The organism is Ensifer sp. Root423, assembly GCF_001426275.1.
Lineage (GTDB): Bacteria > Pseudomonadota > Alphaproteobacteria > Rhizobiales > Rhizobiaceae > Ensifer > Ensifer adhaerens.
In genome coordinates, this window is record NZ_LMEG01000010.1 from 104,260 (window position 1) to 120,463 (window position 16,204).

Below are 16,204 nucleotides of genomic sequence, written 5' to 3' on the forward strand. Positions count from 1 at the left end.
ATATCCGACTAAAGTCGGCTTACGGCGGGCGGCGTGAAACGGCGTTGAGCACCGGGATCCAGCCACAGGCTCTCCAGCGGAGCCGTCGGCGGGTGCAAATCGGACCACACATCCGCCGCCGGCGACGCGGCAATTCCAGATGAAGCCTTCAGCATCCACACAGGAGCCGTCCGGCAGACCTCGCTCAAAACCAGCCGATGCCGGTTCTGAGCCAGCGTGAAATCGAGAGGGGGCCTTGGCGGATTTCGATCCGCCAAGTTTTCTGGCCCTCCATAAGCCGGCGGAGGTTGACACGAAAATCGTATCCGTTATTCTGGATGTATGGATAGCAATACAGCAATCGCGGCGCTTGCCGCACTCGCCCAGTCTACCAGGCTCGAGACGTTTCGACTTCTCGTCCGACACGAACCCGACGGCATTCCTGCCGGCGAACTCGCCCGGCTTCTCGACGTACCGCAAAACACCATGTCGGCGCACCTTGCGACGCTGTCGCGTGCGGGCCTGGTTTCAAGCGAGCGGCAGAGCCGTTCAATTATCTATCGGGCGGACCTTCAGGGGCTGCGCGACCTGACCCTCTTCCTGCTGAAAGACTGCTGCGGCGGCTCGGCGGAACTCTGCGCGCCGCTCATCGCAGAACTCACACCCTGCTGTGCTCCCGAGGTGAAGCTGTCATGAGCGACATCAGGCTAGAGCCAGTCACGGGGAGCGATCCCGAACTGAAACTGGCGCTGTCGGCTTCCGGTCTTCCAACCGAAGACCTCGAAGACACTGGGCGCTCGTTTTTCAGGGCGGTTTCCTCAGATCGAAGCACGGTTGGCTATGCTGGCATTGAGGCGTGCGGTGACGACGTGCTTCTCAGGTCGATAGTCATCTTGCCCGAGCATCGTGGCAAGGCGCTTGGAAAATCGCTGACCAGGGAAACGCTGAAGGCCGTCGATGTAAGCTCGGCAGTCTTCCTTGCGACGACCTCCGCCGCACCGTTCTTCGAAAGGCTTGGCTTCATTGTGGTCGAGCGGGCCGATGTGCCGCCCGCCGTTCTCGCAACCCGTCAACTGTCGGGCATCTGCCCGGCATCGGCAACGATCATGAAACTCGACAGAGCTCCGACCTAACCACGGAACACAACCATGACCGACAAGACTTACAACGTGCTCTTCTTGTGCACGGGCAATTCCGCTCGTTCTATTCTCGCCGAATCCATCCTCAACAAGGAAGGCGGCGGGCGCTTCCGGGCGTTTTCCGCGGGCAGCCAGCCCAAGGGCGAAGTCAATCCACATGCCCTGAAGGAACTGGACGTCCTCGGTTATCCGGCGACTGGCTTCTCTTCGAAGAGCTGGGACGTTTTCGCACAGCCGGGCGCGCCCGAAATGGACTTCATCTTTACCGTCTGTGATAGCGCGCACGGCGAGGCCTGCCCCGTATGGATCGGTCATCCGATGACCGCGCATTGGGGTGTCGAGGACCCCGCGGCTGTGGTGGGTTCTGAGGTCGAAATCCAGCGCGCCTTTGCACAGGCCGCTCGCTTCCTCAAGAACCGCATCATGGCCTTCATCAGCCTTCCGCTGGCATCGATCGACCGCCTGGCGCTCGAAACGAAACTCCGCCAAATCGGCGCGATGGAAGGTTCGACGGCACCCCAGGGAAAGACGGCCTGATGTCTACCTTCGAACGCTACCTCACCATCTGGGTCTTCCTTTGTATCGTCGTCGGCGTCGCCCTCGGTCATTTGATGCCCGGCGTTTTCCAGGTCATCGGCGCGGCAGAGGTCGCGAAAGTGAACTTGCCCGTCGCCATCCTGATCTGGCTGATGATCATCCCGATGCTCATCAAGATCGACTTCCGCTCGTTGGCGCAGGTCAGCACGTATTGGCGTGGCATCGGCGTGACCCTGTTCATCAACTGGGCCATCAAACCGTTCTCCATGGCGCTGCTGGGATGGCTATTTGTGGGTTGGCTCTTCCGTCCGTATCTGCCGGCCGACCAGATTGACTCCTATATCGCTGGCCTCATCATCCTCGCGGCAGCACCTTGTACCGCGATGGTGTTCGTCTGGAGTAACCTGACGCGCGGCGAGCCGCTGTTCACGCTTTCCCAGGTAGCGCTCAACGATGCGATCATGGTCGTCGCCTTTGCGCCGATCGTCGGACTGCTTCTCGGATTGTCGGCTATCACCGTACCGTGGGACACGCTCGTTCTGTCGGTCGTTCTTTATATCGTCGTCCCGGTCATCATCGCTCAGGTCCTGAGAGCGCGGCTGACCGCCGACGGCACGACCAAAGCGCTGGACGCCATGCTGACGAAACTCCAGCCGCTTTCGCTCCTCGCCCTGCTCGCGACGCTTGTTCTCCTCTTTGGCTTCCAGGGCGAGCAGATCATCGCACAGCCGACCATCATCGCACTGCTGGCCGTTCCCATCCTGATCCAGGTCTATTTCAACTCAGGCCTGGCCTATCTCCTGAACCGGATGTCGGGAGAGCGCCATTGCGTCGCCGGGCCTTCAGCACTGATCGGAGCCAGCAACTTCTTCGAACTTGCGGTTGCCGCGGCCATCAGCCTGTTCGGCTTCCAGTCAGGTGCTGCGCTGGCAACCGTCGTCGGCGTGCTCATCGAAGTTCCCGTGATGCTCACGGTCGTCTGGGCCGTGAACCGCACCAAGGGCTGGTACGAGGCAGCTCCCGCTGTCTCCCGGAACACCATCACTGAAAGGACATGACAATGGACGCCACCATCTATCACAACCCCGCCTGCGGCACGTCCCGCAACACGCTGGAGATGATCCGCGCAGCCGGGATCGAACCTGATATCATCGAGTATCTCAAGTCACCGCCGTCGCGCGACGCGTTGGCAAGGATGATCTCCGATGCCGGACTGACCGTCCGACAGGCGATCCGCGAGAAGGGCACGCCTTACGCGGTACTGGGTCTCAACGACCCGAACCTGACGGACGACCAGCTGCTCGACGCGATGCTGAAGGACCCGATCCTCATCAATCGTCCGTTCGTCGTCACGCCGCTCGGCACCAGGCTTGCGCGACCCTCCGAGGCCGTGCTCGACATCCTGCCGGATGCCTTCAAGGGTGCCTTCTTCAAGGAAGACGGCGAGCAGGTCCTCGATCAGGAGGGCAAGCGCGTTGTCTGAAATTTTTCCCGCCTTGCAGGAGCGGCATCTTCGCCAACCTGACATTGACGCGTTGCGTCCGGCGTTCTCGACGCACAAGCCGCGCATCCTGATCCTCTACGGCTCGCTCCGGGAGGTTTCCTACAGTCGGCTGCTCGCGCACGAAGCCAGACGCCTTCTCGAGCGGTTGGGGTGCGAGGTGCGGATGTTCGATCCGAGGGGGCTGCCGCTTCCCGACGAGGCGCCGGTCAGCCATCCGAAAGTGCAGGAGCTGCGCGACCTGTCGCAATGGTCGGAAGGCCAAGTCTGGGTTAGCCCCGAGCGCCACGGCGCGATGACGGGCATCATGAAGGCCCAGATCGACTGGATTCCCCTGTCCCTGGGATCGATCCGGCCGACGCAAGGCAAGACGCTGGCGATCATGGAAGTCTCCGGCGGCAGCCAGTCCTTCAACGCCCTGAACCAGATGCGCGTGCTCGGCCGCTGGATGCGGATGATCACGATCCCCAACCAGTCGTCGGTCGCCAAGGCCTACCAGGAGTTCGACGCCGACGGCCGCATGAAGCCGTCGTCCTACTACGACCGCGTCGTGGATGTCTGCGAGGAACTGGTGAAGTTCACGCTGCTGACACGGGACGCCTCGGCCCACCTTACAGACCGCTACAGCGAGCGGAAGGAGCACGCGGCCGAGTTGGAGAAGCGAGTGTCACTGAGATCGATTTAGTCAAAGGCCATCGGCAATGTTCCGATAGCGGCCATCTTGCAATCGCAATGGCCGCGCCAAAGCGAACCAACGCCTTGTCCGCTTGTGGCGGCCCATTGCAGCCTTTCGAAAGACGGACCTAGCGCTCATGACGCAAAACTATGCACGAGGCGATATTTCCAATAGGCTATTTAGCAATGGATGACGGGCGTCATCTGAAAGCATTCGTTGCCGAGGCACAAAGTGTGACCATACAGCTTCGATCAACCCTCAGCTGTCCCAATTGCGGCCAGCGGGCTACGGAAACGATGCCCACCGACGCCTGTCAGTTTTTCTATGATTGCAATGGATGCGGTATGATGCTCCGGCCAAAATCCGGGGACTGCTGTGTGTTCTGTTCCTTTGGCGACGTGCCTTGCGCGCCAATCCAGGAGGCCAAACATAACAACGGAGCCGCAAGTTGTTGCGTCGGTTCCTAACGTGGGATGAGAGGCAAGGCTGACATCCCATTGGGCTATGCCGGCGCATTCCGGGCGATAGACAAGCGCCCACGCTGCTCCCTCACGGACGCCGAGGAGTTCCACGATGAGCGAAGACGCCTTCAACATGTCGATCCGCAAGTTCCTGAAAGAAGTCGGTATCACCTCGCAGCGTAAGATCGAAGAGGCCGTGCGCGGGGGGCAGTTCGGCGGCGAGAAGCTGAAGGTGCGCATGACGCTGACGGCGGAGGGCACTGGTCTCAACCACGTGGTGAACGGTGAGATCGAACTTCCATAGGTCTGGCGAAAGCATGGATCGAAACGCCCAGGCCGATACTCATCAATGAGACCAAGATCGGTCAGGCATCGCGCCCGCACTAAGCCGGAAGCTTCTATCTCCCCACCGAGCCAAGCCTAGAGCCCGCGCACCTCTGCCACAAGATCGTTCTCGACGAGCATGACGTTCGTCGGACGGACTTCACGTGCGCGACATGAGCAGAACAACTGGCATCCGCACGCCGACGCTGCAATAATTGAGCTTCATCGAGGGAGGCAATGATGCGGAAGAGTGCGCCGGATTTCAGCCTTGAGGGCAAGGTGACTTTGGTGACGGGCGCGAGCCGTGGCATTGGACGTGCTTGCGCACTTGCCTGTGCTGCAGCAGGCTCAGATATTGTCTTGGGGGTCCGCGATGTCGCAGCGTCCGCGGGCCTGATCGCCGAAATCGAGGGCGCGGGACGAAAGGTTCTCCCTGTTGAACTGGACATTCCCAACAAGGCCCATATCGCACAAGCCGTCGACGCGGCGGTTTCTGCATTCGGTCGGATCGACGTCCTCGTCAACAATGTCGGCGTGGCCCCGGGCAATCTTGCGGAACTCGTTGAGGAGAAGGACCTTGACGAGATACTCGATGTCAACATCAAGGGCACCTTCCTGATGACACAGGCAGTGGGCCTTCACATGATCGCGCGAAATGGTGGCCGGATCATCAGCATTAGCTCACAGGCCGGTACGGTCGCACTGCGCGGAGAGGCAATCTATTGCATGAGCAAGGCGGCAATTAATCACCTCACGCGCTGCCTTGCAGCCGAATGGGCACGCTATAATGTCACCGTAAACACCGTATCCCCGACATTCATCCACACGGATGGTACAGCACCGTTTTTATCCGATGCCGAAAATCGCAAAGCGACGGTCGATCACATTCCACTCGGCCGGATCGGGGAAACCGATGATGTGGTGGGTGCCGTAGTCTTCCTTGCATCGCCGGCTGCGAGCCTGATCACCGGCGCGAACCTGCTGGTGGACGGCGGATGGTCCGTCGCCTGAGGCCACGGGGTCGAGCTCGAAAAGCGCGTCAAATTGATCTAGGGAAGAAATCCTGTCAGCCGTGCCGCCAGACCTTCACGGCTGACAGCAACAAGATCACGGCGAGTGCGGGAAGGAGGATCGAATTCGGGACAATGCCGAGGAGTAGACCGCCGACGAACGTCCCCACCACCGATCCCGCGGCCATGATGAGGACGAACACCCTGTTGCGACCCAGAACCGAAAAGCTCTGGTCGCGGCTGTAGCGGGTAAAGCCTACCAGAATTGTAGGAAGGCTCACCGCCAGTGAGAGGCTACCGGCGAGCTTGATGTCCGCGCCGAAGAGCAGAACCAACGTCGGAATGAGCAACTCGCCCCCGGCGACGCCCAGCAGCGACGCAACGATGCCGATCACGCAGCCGGCGGATATACCGGCGACAATCTGCCAGTTTCCGGTCAGAAGCGGTTGACCCGCCGAGGTGCCGTGGCCAAGCACCAGCACGACGGCGATTGCGACAAGAAGAACGGATATCACCCTGTAGAGGGTCTCAGATTTCAACCGTGTGGCCCATCCTGCGCCGAACCAGGCACCGATCAGGCTTCCTGCAAGAAGGTTCAGTACGATCGGCCAATTCGATGCGATCTGACTGAAAGGGATCGTGCCGGCTCGAAACGGCAGGGCGCAAGACACGACGACAAGGCTCATTGCCTTGTTCAGGATCACCGCCTCGAGGGCCGCGAAATTGAATGCGCCGATGAGCAGCGGCAGACGAAATTCTGCCCCTCCAAGCCCTATCAACCCGCCGAGTGCGCCGATGATGGCGCCGCCGCCGAAAGCGGCCGGATGACTGCGTGACGTCGTGGATTTGATCGTAGTGTTCACGGAGGCTTGGCTTTCATGGCGGTGATCCGCGGACTTTTATGTACGCTCTTCCATTATCGGGCAACGCGGTCGCGACGCACCGATGAGGCGACAGCGACGAACGCCAGGATCCCAAGCGTACCCAGCGCGGCGATCACGAAAAGCGAGAGGGTTGTCCCGAAGTGGTTCATAGCGGCTGCGAACGCAAACGGGGCGGCCGCGCCAGTCGCCAACCTTGCCGCAGCCATCTTGCCCGTGATCGCGCCATAGCCAGCGGACCCGAAGAGATAGAGGGGCAAGCTCCCCTGAGCGATGCTGTTGATCCCTGACCCAAGGCCAAGACAGATGGCGAAAGCCACCGCACCGGGCAGCCAATCACCTGACACCCCGAGTATTACCGCGCCAGTGACCATGAGAGCGGCAGAGACAATCGCAAGCGCGGGCGGCGACAGGCTCTTTCCGAAGACCATGTTGATCAGGCGGCTCATGACCTGGGCCGGACCAAACAAGGAACCGATCAGGACCGCCGCACTGCCAAGTCCGATCGCGCCGAGCATCGGCACCATGTGGGCGAGGATCGCGGCGAGGGTGAAGCCCGAAAGAGAGAAGGCAAAGGAGACCAGCAGCATGCCACGGCGACGCGCCTGGGGTTCGAGAGCGCCGACAACGACCTCGCGGGTTCTTGTCTCGTCCGTCTTGGAACTCAGCCTTCCGGCACGCATGATCCAGTAGTGTAGGGGCATGCAGACGATAAGGTTCAGGACGGCGAACACCAGATAGATTTCCCGCCACGTCAGATATCCGGTCAGTGCCGCGGCGATCGGCCAGAAGATGGTGGAGGCAAAGCCGCCGATGAGTGTCAGATAGGTGATGCTGCGGGACGCGGTGCGAGGTTCGCTTTCGACCAGTGTTGCGAAGGCCGCCTGATACTGGACCATCCCGGAGGACACTTCGAGCAGGACAATCGCAAGGACAAAGAGCGACACAGACGGCGACCATGCACAAAGCACCAGCGTTAACGCCGCAAGGGCCGACCCCAGCGTCATCACCGTTGCCGCACCGATCTTGTCCATGTGCCTGCCGATGAACGGCGCAGACAGGCCGCCGATGAACAGCGAGACCGAGAAGACGGCGAAGACCCGCTCCAGGCTGATGCCAAGGTCTTTGGCCATTCCGGGTGCGAGGATGCTGAAGGAATAGTAGAGAGTGCCGTAGCCGATGATCTGCGTGACACCGAGAGCGGAGACGATGCCCGCCGGAACCTTGATCGTATGCAATGACGTGTTCCTTGACGGGCTATACTTCGCTTGAACAGCAACTGGCGGATCGCTCGACGGACCCGCGGATGCCGGGATGCCCCGCGCAGCAGTCTTCCATCAGGAAAGTCACCAGATCGGCCAGCGTGTCGTAACTTGCGTTATAGACGATCGAGCGCGACTCCCGGCGTTGGGAGATGAGGCCTGATCGTTCGAGTTCCTTGAGGTGGAACGAGACGTTTGATGGAGAGACGCCCATGCGTTCGGCAATCGCGCCGGCGGCCAGACCTACCGGGCCGGCGATGACCAGGGTCCTCACGATGGAAAGTCGGGTTTCCTGTGAAAGCGCGGCGAAGGAGGAGAGGGCTTGACGATCATCCATATTTCGATAATCCTTGAATCATTGAAATTGAGGATAGCCGCAAATGAGCGCGATCGACAATAGCCAATCCGACAAAACCGATATCTCGCTTGGGGAGTTGCTCGGCAGAGCCGCAGAGACACCGGACCTCCCCTTGGTCTTCCTGTATGACGGAAAGCCCGTGAAGCCCGGCTATCACGTGACCGAGGTCAAGGCTGGCCATTTCTCCGCGCTTGATTGCGGGGCAAATCCGGAAGCCTGGTCGGAGATTTTCGTGCAGCTGTGGGACATCGAGGAGGGCGAGCGGACCCATATGACGGCCGGGAAGTTCTCGGCCATCGTCCGCAAGGTTTCCGAACGCGTCCGTCTCGACGGCTCCGCAAAGCTGACCTTCGAAGTGAGCGATGGCGTCCGGCCGATGCAGTTGTTCTGCGCGAATGCTCCTGTCGCGGAAGACGGCACTCTCCAGGTCGCGTTGACGCCACGGCCTGCGAGCTGCAAGCCTCGGGACCGTTGGTTGGCCGAGAAAGCCGCTACGGAAGCCTCGTGCTGTAGTTCATCCGCTTCCAAATGCTGTAGCTGAGGTGGGAACCATCCCCAAACGAGATGCCGTCGCCGGCGAGGCGCTCTCAGGGGCGCCCGCCGGAAGCTGAGGTTCTGCCGCCGCATTCGCCGGCTGTGAACAGCCCACCGCCCGAACATCGCCGCAGCATCACCGCGAGCGTGCCCCTTCGCTGAAAAACCGAGAGCTCAGGTCATGTGGCCGGTACTGTCGCGGTCGATATCCTCTCAACAATTCGGGCCTTTTCCACACCATCGCATTCGACCTCCGATCTCTTGACGTCTTGACTCAAAAATAACTAACTAGTTACATAATTGCGTGACGAATGTTCTTGCGAATTGGGAGGTTCGAGTGAAGATTTACGGGATGCAGCATGTGGGGTTCACTGTGCCGAACCTCGAAGAGGCTGTCCGCTTTTTCGAGGTGATCTTCGGAGCGGTGACGTGCCTTGAAACAGGCAAAGTGGAAGCTGACGACGCGTTCATGCTTCGGCGCCTCGGTGTTCCCTCGGGCAGACGGATAGAGAACATCAAGGTTCTAAGGGTCGGGAACGGCACGAACCTCGAGATATTCCAGTACTCCGGCGAGACCGGCGAGGAAGAGCCGCTGAAGCGCAACAGCCAGACCGGTGGCTTTCACTTAGCCTTCGAGGTTGACGACTGCGAACGCGCGGCAGAGCGGCTTCGTGCCGCCGGCGTCGATTTGCTTGAAGGGCCGACTCTTGTCGAAAGCGGCGCGATGGCCGGGCTTACCTGGCTCTATCTCAAAGCTCCCTGGGGGCAGTTTTTGGAGATCGTCAGCATGCCGGGACCGCTCGGATACGAAAGCGCTGGCGGTCCACGGCAGTGGTCGCCCGTCAGCGGCAGCTAACTCCCGGCCGTAGTCGCTGCATCTCAAGCGGCCAATCAAAATCAAAGACATGAGAACCCCTGGCCAAAAGCCGGAAAGGAAAGCCGTGCCTCAAGAAATCCTGATAAGCACAAAGCAGACATTTGTGCTCGGCAACTACGAAGACGGTGCGCTACTGCCCGGTCAGATCCGTGGGCGAACGCTCTGTACTCTGATCAGTCAGGGCACGGAGCTTGGCTGGGCCAACGGTCACGTGTTTCCCATCCGGCCGGGCTATGCGGCTGTCTTTGAGGTGACCGAGATCGGAGAGGATGTCGATGGCGTCAGCGTCGGTGACCGGCGCTTTGCAATGGGGCAGCATCGTTCCACGCAGACCCACGATGCCCGACACACTCTGGCGTTGCCGGATGGATTGGCCCCGGATCGCGCCGTTCTCGCCCGCTTGATGGGGGTGTCGATGACGAGCCTGATGACGACGAAGGCGCGTCCGGGTGACCGCGTGGTCGTTTCGGGGGCGGGGCCGGTTGGCTTCCTGGCTGCGCACCTCTTTGCGATCGGCGGCTATCGCGTGACGGTGGTCGATCCGGATCCGGTCAGGCGCGCTCAGGCCGGTCGAAGCGGAATTGCGGATTGCCGAGCGTCTATAGGCGACGCATCGGACCTGACCGGAAAAGTCGCCCTCGTCGTCGATTGTTCAGGTCATGAGGGTGCCATCATCGATGCTTGCCGTCTTGTCCGCAAGCTTGGTGAAGTCGTCATGGTTGGTGTTCCCTGGAGGCGGGCAACCGAATTCTCTGCGCACGAACTCATGCAGGCGGTCTTCTTCAACCTGGTGACGCTGCGCTCAGGCTGGGAATGGGAGGTTCCGATGCTCGGTCGCGACTTCGTTTGGGAAGAACTGCTCGAAGGGTACAACAATGCACCGCATAGCGTCTTCGGTGGCTTCTCGCGCGCGCTCGAATGGCTGTCTGAAGGCCTGATAGAGGTCGAAGGCCTGATCCGCCACGTGACGCCAGACGATCCCGCGTCACTCTATTCGGACATTGCGCGGCGCGCGATTGAGCAGCCCTTCATCGTTATCGATTGGGCCTAGCCCAAGCGCCGGGCCGATGTCCGGCTATCGTTGGTGTATGTGCCTGGCGCGACGCGTTAGGCACATACCAGCCTCATGATGGTGTCGACGTTGAACTGCAGGCGTTCGTCAATCGCTTCCTTGGCCATGAGATCACGTTCGAAAATGATCGATCCGGTGAAACGGTTGGTCAGGTAGTAATAGCCGATCGCTGCAATGGTGATGTTGAGCTGCACAGGGTCGACGCCCGACCGAAACACGCCCTGTGCCGCGCCGCGTTCGAGAATGTCGCCGACCATGTTGACGAACTTGCGGCTGGCGGCCTTGATGACCTCGGACTTCTTCAAATGCTTCGCGCGGTGAAGGTTCTCGCTGTTGACCAGCGTGATGAACTCCGGGTTCTTCAGGTAATATTCCCAGGTGAACTGGACGAGTTTGGCAAGGGCCGCCGTCGGTTCCAGGTCGTCGAGCTTGAGTTTTTGTTCAGCCGTTCGGATGTCGATATAGGCATCTTCGAGAACGGTCTGGAACAGCCGCTCCTTGCTCTCGAAATAGTGGTATATCATCCGCTTGTTGGCGTTGGCCTTCTCGGCGATCACGTCGACCCGCGCGCCTCCCAAGCCATTCTTCGCAAACTCTTTCTTGGCCGCGTCCAGAATGCGCGCCTTCGTTGCCTCGGCGTCTCTGATGCGTGGCTTTCGGGCAGATTTTTCCGTGTCTTCGTTCGTGATGCTCAAAGCCCTTCCTCCGTCGCCCTCGCGCCTGCTGCGCTGAAAGTCATACACGCCGGAAAGCTGATCCGTCAAAGCGGTTCGTCAGGTCGGTCGGCGCCTGTGCCCATTAAAAGCACTTGACTCGGGGTTTTGTAAAGAAGTAACTAGTTAGTGCGTTAAGTGGGACTGACGAGGCCGGAGGAGGCCAGGGCGACAAGCGTGCGCCGCCACCTGCGAACCTGCATTTTCAACCCGTGTGGGACGGGGAACGCTCACCGAGGATATGGGAGGATTGGCATGTCGACCTTTATTAAGGATTTTATCGAACGCGAGACGGTAAGCCGTCGCAACTTCTTGTTTGCCGCTGCAGCCGGCGTTGGCGCCATGGCGGTGCCGATGGCGTTCGGTCGCGGCACGGCGCAGGCAGCATTGACGGATCCGGCAATTGCCTGGAGCTATCGCGACCGGGCGTCTGCCTACTGGAATTCGGTCGTTTCCGGGGGCGAGGCTTTCGTGGAATCGCTCGGCAAGCCGAAGAGCGCACTCGTCAGCCTGATCAACGAGGGGTCGACGGAAAAGTCGCTCGCCGACATCAAGGCGTTTCTCGCCAAGAACAACGGCAATTGCGCGATCGCCTGCGATGCAAACGACAGCCCCAACGCCAGACCCGTTGTCGAGGCGGTTCAGGCAGCGGGCGCCTACATTTCAACGATCTGGAACAAGACCGACGACCTGCATCCTTGGGATTTCGGCGACAACTACGTTTCCCATATGACCTGGTCGGATGAGAAGCCTGCTGAACAGACCGCGCGGATCCTGTTTGAGGCGATGGGTGGTGAAGGTGGCGTGGTGCACCTCGGTGGCATCGCCGCCAACAACCCGGCAGTCGAGCGCCTGAACGGCCTCAAGAACGCACTCAAAGATTTCCCGAACATCGAGTTGCTCGATGCGCAGCCGGCCGACTGGGACACGCAGAAGGGTGCGGCCCTCATGGCGTCGTTCCTGACCCGCTACGGCGACAAGATCAAGGGCGTACACTGCGCCAACGACAACATCGCCTATGGTGTCATCGAGGCCCTGCGCGCCGAGGGTATCGAGGACATGCCGATCGTTTCCTATGACGGCAATCCGGAGGCCGTGCAGATGGTAATGGACGGCAAGCTCCTGGCGACCGTCTTCACCAACCCGCACTGGGGCGGCGGCATCAGCGCGGCACTCGCCTATCACGCGGCGATCGGCAGCTTCAAGCCGTCCGAAGAGCCGAAGGAACACCGCGAGTTCTACGGCCCGACGATCCTGGTCACGGCCAAGGATGCCGCCGAGTTCAAGGCGAAGTATCTCGACTCCGTCCCGACCTACAATTGGACGGATTTCTGGGGGCCGTCCAACGGCCAGATCCAGTACTGAAATTTCGACCAGCTGGGCGGCAGCCTGTGTGCCGCCGCCCCGTTCCCCTTGTGACTTTCTAAAAGAGGGGTGTCTGACGTGACACGTCGCCTATCGCGCGAAACCTTGATCAAATGGGCGCCGCTTCTGGTGCTGATTGCACTGGTGATCTTCTTCACCGCGCTCAACCCGACTTTCTTTTCCTCGCGGAACTTCGCCCGCATCGCGATTGCGGCAGCTCCGGCACTCATGGTTGCCGTCGGCGTCACCTTCATCATCGTCATGGGATCGATCGACCTCTCGATGGAGGGAACGGTCTCCCTCACGGCCGTGGCCTTTGCGTTCATCTTTGCCCATTTCGGTGGCTCGCTCGCCCCTTCCGGTTGGGTCGCCATTCCGCTTATTCTCCTTCTCGGCGGCGTGATCGGACTGCTAAACGGGCTTGTCCATGTGAAGCTGAAGATACCGTCCTTCATGGCGAGCCTTGCCATGGGCTTCGTCGGGACGGGGGCCGCGATCCTGCTCACCGGCGGTGACATCGTCAAAGTAAGCGACGCGACCTTTCGGGGCCTGCTGACGGTGCGTTTGTTGGGTTTCCCGCTAATGGTCTACGTCGCTGCCTTCTTCCTCGTCGTTGCCTGGTTCATTCAGACCCACACCACGCTTGGCCGCAACTTCTTCGCGGTTGGCGGCGGTGAGGATCTCGCGCATGCCTCGGGCCTCAATGTTACCCGCGTTCGCGTGACCGGCTTTGCGCTTGCCGGCGTCTTTTACGCCATTGCCGCAATCCTCGTGGTGGCGCGCATCGGCCAGGCGGAATCGGTGACCGGTGCGAACTTCATGTTCGTCTCCATCACGTCGGTCGTTGTCGGTGGCGTGGCGCTCTGGGGCGGCATCGGCGGCGTCTGGAACGCACTTGTCGGCGTGCTGATCGTGAACGTCATCGACAACGGCATGGTCGTCATCGGTCTGCCCGACTTCATCCAGGACGGCATGCTCGGCCTGCTCGTCATTCTTGCCGTCGTGCTTTCGACCGACCGCAAGATGCTTTCCTTCGTCAAGTGAGGCACGCCATGTACGAGCTCAAGGCTGTCGACAAGAAATTCCCCGGCGTTCACGCGCTAAAGGCAATCGACTTCCACATCAAGCGCGGCGAGATCGTCGGACTTGTGGGGGAGAATGGCGCTGGCAAATCCACCTTGATGAAGGTGATCTATGGCGCCTACCAGCCCGATGGCGGCAAGGTCCTCATCAACGGAACGCCCGTTCGCTTTGCCAATCCGCGCCAGGCGATGGAGAAGGGCATCGGGATGGTGTTCCAGGAGCAGTCGCTGATCCCGAACCTGACCGTCATGGAGAACATCTTCCTCGGCTATGAACGACAGTTCACCCGCTTCGGTGTCGTCGACTGGAAGGTTATGGCGAAAGCCGCACGCCGTCAGCTTGCCAAGGTGAAACTCGATATCGATCCGGCGATGGTGACGTCGAAGCTTTCCTTTGCCCAACGTCAGCTCGTCGAGCTCGCCAAGGTGTTGACGCTCGAAGAGCGCGTGGAGGGGGATCTCGTGATCCTGCTCGACGAGCCGACCTCGGTTCTGTCAAAGGAAGAGGTGCAGCTGCTGTTCAAGCTTGTGCGGGAACTGGTGACGCGGGCCTCGTTCATCTTCGTCTCGCATCGCATGGACGAGGTGATGGAACTTTCCGATCGCATCTACGTGATGAAGGATGGTGAGGTCGTGGACGTCGTCGACCGTGGTGCTGCCCCGGCCGAGGCCATCCAGCACAAGATGGTCGGTCGCAATGTCGACAAGCAATATTACCGCGAGCATCTGCAAAAGCCGTTCGACGCCGCAAAGGCACTCGTCGAGATGGACCAGGTGGGCCTTCCTGGCCGCATCCAGGACATCTCGCTCAAGCTGCATGCCGGTGAAGTGCTTTGTCTTGTCGGTACGGAAGGTTCGGGGCGCGAGGCAATCCTCAGGACGATCTACGGCATGCTGACGCCGAGAACCGGCCGTCTCCGCATCAAGGGAGGCGATGCGACCGATCTTTCACCGCGGCACGCGGTTTCTCGTGGCGTCGGCTATGTGCCCCGCGAGCGCAAGATCGAGGGCATTGTTGCTGGCATGAACGTCTACGAAAACATGACGCTTTCGCAGATGAAACACCGCTCGAAAGGTGGTGTGCTGCGCGTCGGCGAGGAGCGGGCGCTTGCCCGTGAATGGATCAAGAAATTGTCGATCAAGGCCCATTCCGAGTTTGCGGATTGTGGCAATCTTTCAGGCGGAAACCAGCAGAAGGTGGTTCTGGCCAAGTGGCGCTCGGCCGGTTCCGACATCATGCTGCTCGACCATCCTACGCGCGGTCTCGACATTGGCGCCAAGGAAGATGTCTACGACATGATCCGCGCCATGAGTGCGGCGGGCGTCGGCATCGTGCTGGTTGCCGACACATTGGAAGAGGCAATCGGCCTTTCGCACACCATCATCGTCGTCAAGGACGGGCGCATCCAGAAACAGTTCGCCTGCGCACCGGGTTCCAAGCCCACGCCCTATGACCTTTTGCACTACATGATCTGAGGGACCAATGGATATTCAGCGCCTCAAACCGCACCTTCCCTGGATAACGCTCCTGGTGCTCGTCGCCGTCGTCGGCATCACCGATCCCGGTTTCCTGCGACCCACGAACCTTCTCGGCATTGCCGGCGACATCGTGCCACTCTTCATCATGGCGCTCGGTCTCACTTTCGCCATCTATATCGGCGGCATCGACCTGTCGGCCCAGTCGATGGCAAATATGGTGACGGTCATCGCCTCGGTTTACCTTGCCTCGCTCGGTGCCTCGGTTGCCGTACTTTGCGTCGTTGCCGGCTTTCTCCTTGGCACGCTATCCGGCTTCGTGACGACACGGCTTTTCGTGCCGTCCTTCATCTCCACGCTTGCGGTCGGCGGCGTTGCGTTCTCGGTTGCGCAGTGGCTTTCGGGTCAGCGCGCGCTCAACATGGACGCCGCTCAGCGCAACGAAACCTTCGGCTGGATGATTGGTCATACTTGGGGCGTCCCCAATGAACTCTTGATTGCCGCGGGGCTCGTGGCCCTCTGCCTCTTCATCGAACGGCGCACGACGCTCGGTCGCGTTCTGAAGGCGGTCGGTGCCGGCGAATTGGCCGCCGCCGCGTCCGGCATCGATGTTGCGCGCTACAAGATCCTTGCATTCGCGATCTCCGGTGCACTTGCGTCCATTGCCGGCCTGCTCTTTGCGGTCAAGCTCTCCGGCGGCGCACCGACGATCGCCAATGGATTCCTGTTGCCGGCAATCGTTGCCGTGCTGGTCGGTGGCACGCCTTTGACGGGCGGTGTCGGCGGCGTGATGAACACCGTGGTCGGCACCTTGATCGTTGCGGTCATCCGATCGTCGATGCTGTATTTCGAGATCGACGCGACCCGGCAGCAGATCGTCTTCGGCGTCGTGTTGATCATTGCCATTGCCCTGACGATCGATCGCGCCAAGCTGCGCACCGTGAAGTAGGAGAGTGG

General features: G+C 60.5%; 20 protein-coding genes and 1 pseudogene. 16 read left to right on the top strand and 5 right to left on the bottom strand.

The window, feature by feature from the left end; all coding sequences use genetic code 11:
- Window positions 1–90: 90 nt before the first annotated feature.
- A pseudogene (locus ASD01_RS37565) lies at window positions 91–405 on the bottom strand (SMP-30/gluconolactonase/LRE family protein); the annotation flags it as partial.
- Here ASD01_RS37565 and ASD01_RS11950 point away from each other — a divergent pair.
- The 9 genes from ASD01_RS11950 to ASD01_RS11985 all read left to right on the top strand — a co-directional run bounded on the left by ASD01_RS11950 (window position 322) and on the right by ASD01_RS11985 (window position 5,628).
- Window positions 322–675: an ArsR/SmtB family transcription factor gene (locus ASD01_RS11950; RefSeq protein ID WP_034801535.1), complete on the top strand. Its 354-nt coding sequence runs from the start codon at window positions 322–324 to the stop codon at window positions 673–675. The pseudogene ASD01_RS37565 and the gene ASD01_RS11950 overlap by 84 nt on opposite strands.
- Entirely contained in the window at window positions 672–1,112 is a 441-nt protein-coding gene (gene arsN2 / locus ASD01_RS11955; protein WP_034801537.1) for an arsenic resistance N-acetyltransferase ArsN2, read from the top strand. Before ASD01_RS11950 ends, arsN2 begins: the two co-directional genes overlap by 4 nt.
- Before the next feature lie 15 nt (window positions 1,113–1,127).
- On the top strand, window positions 1,128–1,655 hold the full coding sequence (locus ASD01_RS11960) for an arsenate reductase ArsC (protein WP_034801538.1): 528 nt from the start codon (window positions 1,128–1,130) through the stop codon (window positions 1,653–1,655).
- Window positions 1,655–2,713: an ACR3 family arsenite efflux transporter gene (gene arsB / locus ASD01_RS11965; protein ID WP_034801539.1), complete on the top strand. Its 1,059-nt coding sequence runs from the start codon at window positions 1,655–1,657 to the stop codon at window positions 2,711–2,713. Before ASD01_RS11960 ends, arsB begins: the two co-directional genes overlap by 1 nt.
- A 2-nt stretch (window positions 2,714–2,715) precedes the next feature.
- Window positions 2,716–3,138: an arsenate reductase (glutaredoxin) gene (gene arsC / locus ASD01_RS11970; protein ID WP_034801540.1), complete on the top strand. Its 423-nt coding sequence runs from the start codon at window positions 2,716–2,718 to the stop codon at window positions 3,136–3,138.
- Window positions 3,113–3,841, top strand: coding sequence for an arsenical resistance protein ArsH (arsH, locus tag ASD01_RS11975; protein WP_034801596.1), 729 nt, complete (start codon window positions 3,113–3,115; stop codon window positions 3,839–3,841). The genes arsC and arsH overlap by 26 nt, the downstream gene beginning before the upstream one ends.
- A gap of 230 nt (window positions 3,842–4,071) precedes the next feature.
- Window positions 4,072–4,299 carry a GDCCVxC domain-containing (seleno)protein gene (locus ASD01_RS36685; protein WP_082584620.1) on the top strand — a complete coding sequence of 76 codons (228 nt, stop codon included), beginning with the start codon at window positions 4,072–4,074 and terminating at the stop codon, window positions 4,297–4,299.
- 106 nt (window positions 4,300–4,405) lie between these two features.
- Window positions 4,406–4,597, top strand: coding sequence for a DUF6494 family protein (locus ASD01_RS11980; protein ID WP_034801541.1), 192 nt, complete (start codon window positions 4,406–4,408; stop codon window positions 4,595–4,597).
- Window positions 4,598–4,857: 260 nt separating this feature from the next.
- On the top strand, window positions 4,858–5,628 hold the full coding sequence (locus ASD01_RS11985; protein ID WP_034801598.1) for an SDR family NAD(P)-dependent oxidoreductase: 771 nt from the start codon (window positions 4,858–4,860) through the stop codon (window positions 5,626–5,628).
- 55 nt (window positions 5,629–5,683) lie between these two features.
- Here the strand turns inward: ASD01_RS11985 and ASD01_RS11990 are convergent, their stop codons facing one another.
- The 3 genes from ASD01_RS11990 to ASD01_RS12000 are packed head-to-tail and all read right to left on the bottom strand — an operon-like array spanning window position 5,684 to window position 8,107.
- Entirely contained in the window at window positions 5,684–6,490 is an 807-nt protein-coding gene (locus ASD01_RS11990; protein WP_034801549.1) for a sulfite exporter TauE/SafE family protein, read from the bottom strand.
- A 53-nt stretch (window positions 6,491–6,543) separates the two neighbouring features.
- Window positions 6,544–7,746, bottom strand: a complete 1,203-nt coding sequence (gene arsK, locus ASD01_RS11995) for an arsenite efflux MFS transporter ArsK (RefSeq protein WP_156553109.1) — start codon at window positions 7,744–7,746, stop codon at window positions 6,544–6,546.
- A 19-nt stretch (window positions 7,747–7,765) separates the two neighbouring features.
- Window positions 7,766–8,107, bottom strand: coding sequence for an ArsR/SmtB family transcription factor (locus ASD01_RS12000; protein WP_034801551.1), 342 nt, complete (start codon window positions 8,105–8,107; stop codon window positions 7,766–7,768).
- Between the two features lie 43 nt (window positions 8,108–8,150).
- On the opposite strand from ASD01_RS12000, the gene ASD01_RS12005 reads away from it, so the two are divergent.
- From ASD01_RS12005 to ASD01_RS12015, 3 genes are all read left to right on the top strand, one after another.
- A complete protein-coding gene (locus ASD01_RS12005) occupies window positions 8,151–8,669 on the top strand; it encodes a DUF6428 family protein (RefSeq protein WP_060644038.1) in 519 nt (172 codons plus the stop codon).
- A gap of 297 nt (window positions 8,670–8,966) precedes the next feature.
- Window positions 8,967–9,518 (top strand): VOC family protein, encoded by a 552-nt coding sequence (locus tag ASD01_RS12010; RefSeq protein WP_234798868.1) that lies wholly within the window; start codon window positions 8,967–8,969, stop codon window positions 9,516–9,518.
- Between the two features lie 85 nt (window positions 9,519–9,603).
- The gene (locus ASD01_RS12015; protein ID WP_034801557.1) at window positions 9,604–10,590 is read left to right on the top strand and encodes a zinc-dependent alcohol dehydrogenase; all 987 of its coding nucleotides are present in this window, start codon (window positions 9,604–9,606) and stop codon (window positions 10,588–10,590) included.
- Window positions 10,591–10,646: 56 nt separating this feature from the next.
- Here ASD01_RS12015 and ASD01_RS12020 read toward each other — a convergent pair whose 3' ends face one another.
- Window positions 10,647–11,306 carry a TetR family transcriptional regulator gene (locus tag ASD01_RS12020; RefSeq protein WP_156553111.1) on the bottom strand — a complete coding sequence of 220 codons (660 nt, stop codon included), beginning with the start codon at window positions 11,304–11,306 and terminating at the stop codon, window positions 10,647–10,649.
- Between the two features lie 273 nt (window positions 11,307–11,579).
- On the opposite strand from ASD01_RS12020, the gene ASD01_RS12025 reads away from it, so the two are divergent.
- The 4 genes from ASD01_RS12025 to ASD01_RS12040 all read left to right on the top strand — a co-directional run bounded on the left by ASD01_RS12025 (window position 11,580) and on the right by ASD01_RS12040 (window position 16,196).
- A complete protein-coding gene (locus tag ASD01_RS12025) occupies window positions 11,580–12,689 on the top strand; it encodes a sugar ABC transporter substrate-binding protein (RefSeq protein WP_034801559.1) in 1,110 nt (369 codons plus the stop codon).
- A gap of 78 nt (window positions 12,690–12,767) precedes the next feature.
- Window positions 12,768–13,733 (top strand): ABC transporter permease, encoded by a 966-nt coding sequence (locus tag ASD01_RS12030; RefSeq protein ID WP_060644039.1) that lies wholly within the window; start codon window positions 12,768–12,770, stop codon window positions 13,731–13,733.
- 8 nt (window positions 13,734–13,741) lie between these two features.
- Window positions 13,742–15,247 carry a sugar ABC transporter ATP-binding protein gene (locus ASD01_RS12035; protein WP_060644040.1) on the top strand — a complete coding sequence of 502 codons (1,506 nt, stop codon included), beginning with the start codon at window positions 13,742–13,744 and terminating at the stop codon, window positions 15,245–15,247.
- Window positions 15,248–15,254: 7 nt separating this feature from the next.
- Entirely contained in the window at window positions 15,255–16,196 is a 942-nt protein-coding gene (locus tag ASD01_RS12040) for an ABC transporter permease (RefSeq protein WP_060644041.1), read from the top strand.
- The last annotated feature ends 8 nt before the right edge of the window (window positions 16,197–16,204 follow it).

Bases quoted from the DNA above. Each gene is read 5' to 3' on its own strand.
- ASD01_RS11950 (WP_034801535.1), top strand. From the start codon at position 322: ATGGATAGCAATACAGCAATCGCGGCGCTTGCCGCACTCGCCCAGTCT.
- arsN2 (WP_034801537.1), top strand. From the start codon at position 672: ATGAGCGACATCAGGCTAGAGCCAGTCACGGGGAGCGATCCCGAACTG.
- ASD01_RS11960 (WP_034801538.1), top strand. From the start codon at position 1,128: ATGACCGACAAGACTTACAACGTGCTCTTCTTGTGCACGGGCAATTCC.
- arsB (WP_034801539.1), top strand. From the start codon at position 1,655: ATGTCTACCTTCGAACGCTACCTCACCATCTGGGTCTTCCTTTGTATC.
- arsC (WP_034801540.1), top strand. From the start codon at position 2,716: ATGGACGCCACCATCTATCACAACCCCGCCTGCGGCACGTCCCGCAAC.
- ASD01_RS11980 (WP_034801541.1), top strand. From the start codon at position 4,406: ATGAGCGAAGACGCCTTCAACATGTCGATCCGCAAGTTCCTGAAAGAA.
- ASD01_RS11985 (WP_034801598.1), top strand. From the start codon at position 4,858: ATGCGGAAGAGTGCGCCGGATTTCAGCCTTGAGGGCAAGGTGACTTTG.
- ASD01_RS12000 (WP_034801551.1), bottom strand. From the start codon at position 8,107: ATGGATGATCGTCAAGCCCTCTCCTCCTTCGCCGCGCTTTCACAGGAA.
- ASD01_RS12005 (WP_060644038.1), top strand. From the start codon at position 8,151: ATGAGCGCGATCGACAATAGCCAATCCGACAAAACCGATATCTCGCTT.
- ASD01_RS12025 (WP_034801559.1), top strand. From the start codon at position 11,580: ATGTCGACCTTTATTAAGGATTTTATCGAACGCGAGACGGTAAGCCGT.
- ASD01_RS12035 (WP_060644040.1), top strand. From the start codon at position 13,742: ATGTACGAGCTCAAGGCTGTCGACAAGAAATTCCCCGGCGTTCACGCG.
- ASD01_RS12040 (WP_060644041.1), top strand. From the start codon at position 15,255: ATGGATATTCAGCGCCTCAAACCGCACCTTCCCTGGATAACGCTCCTG.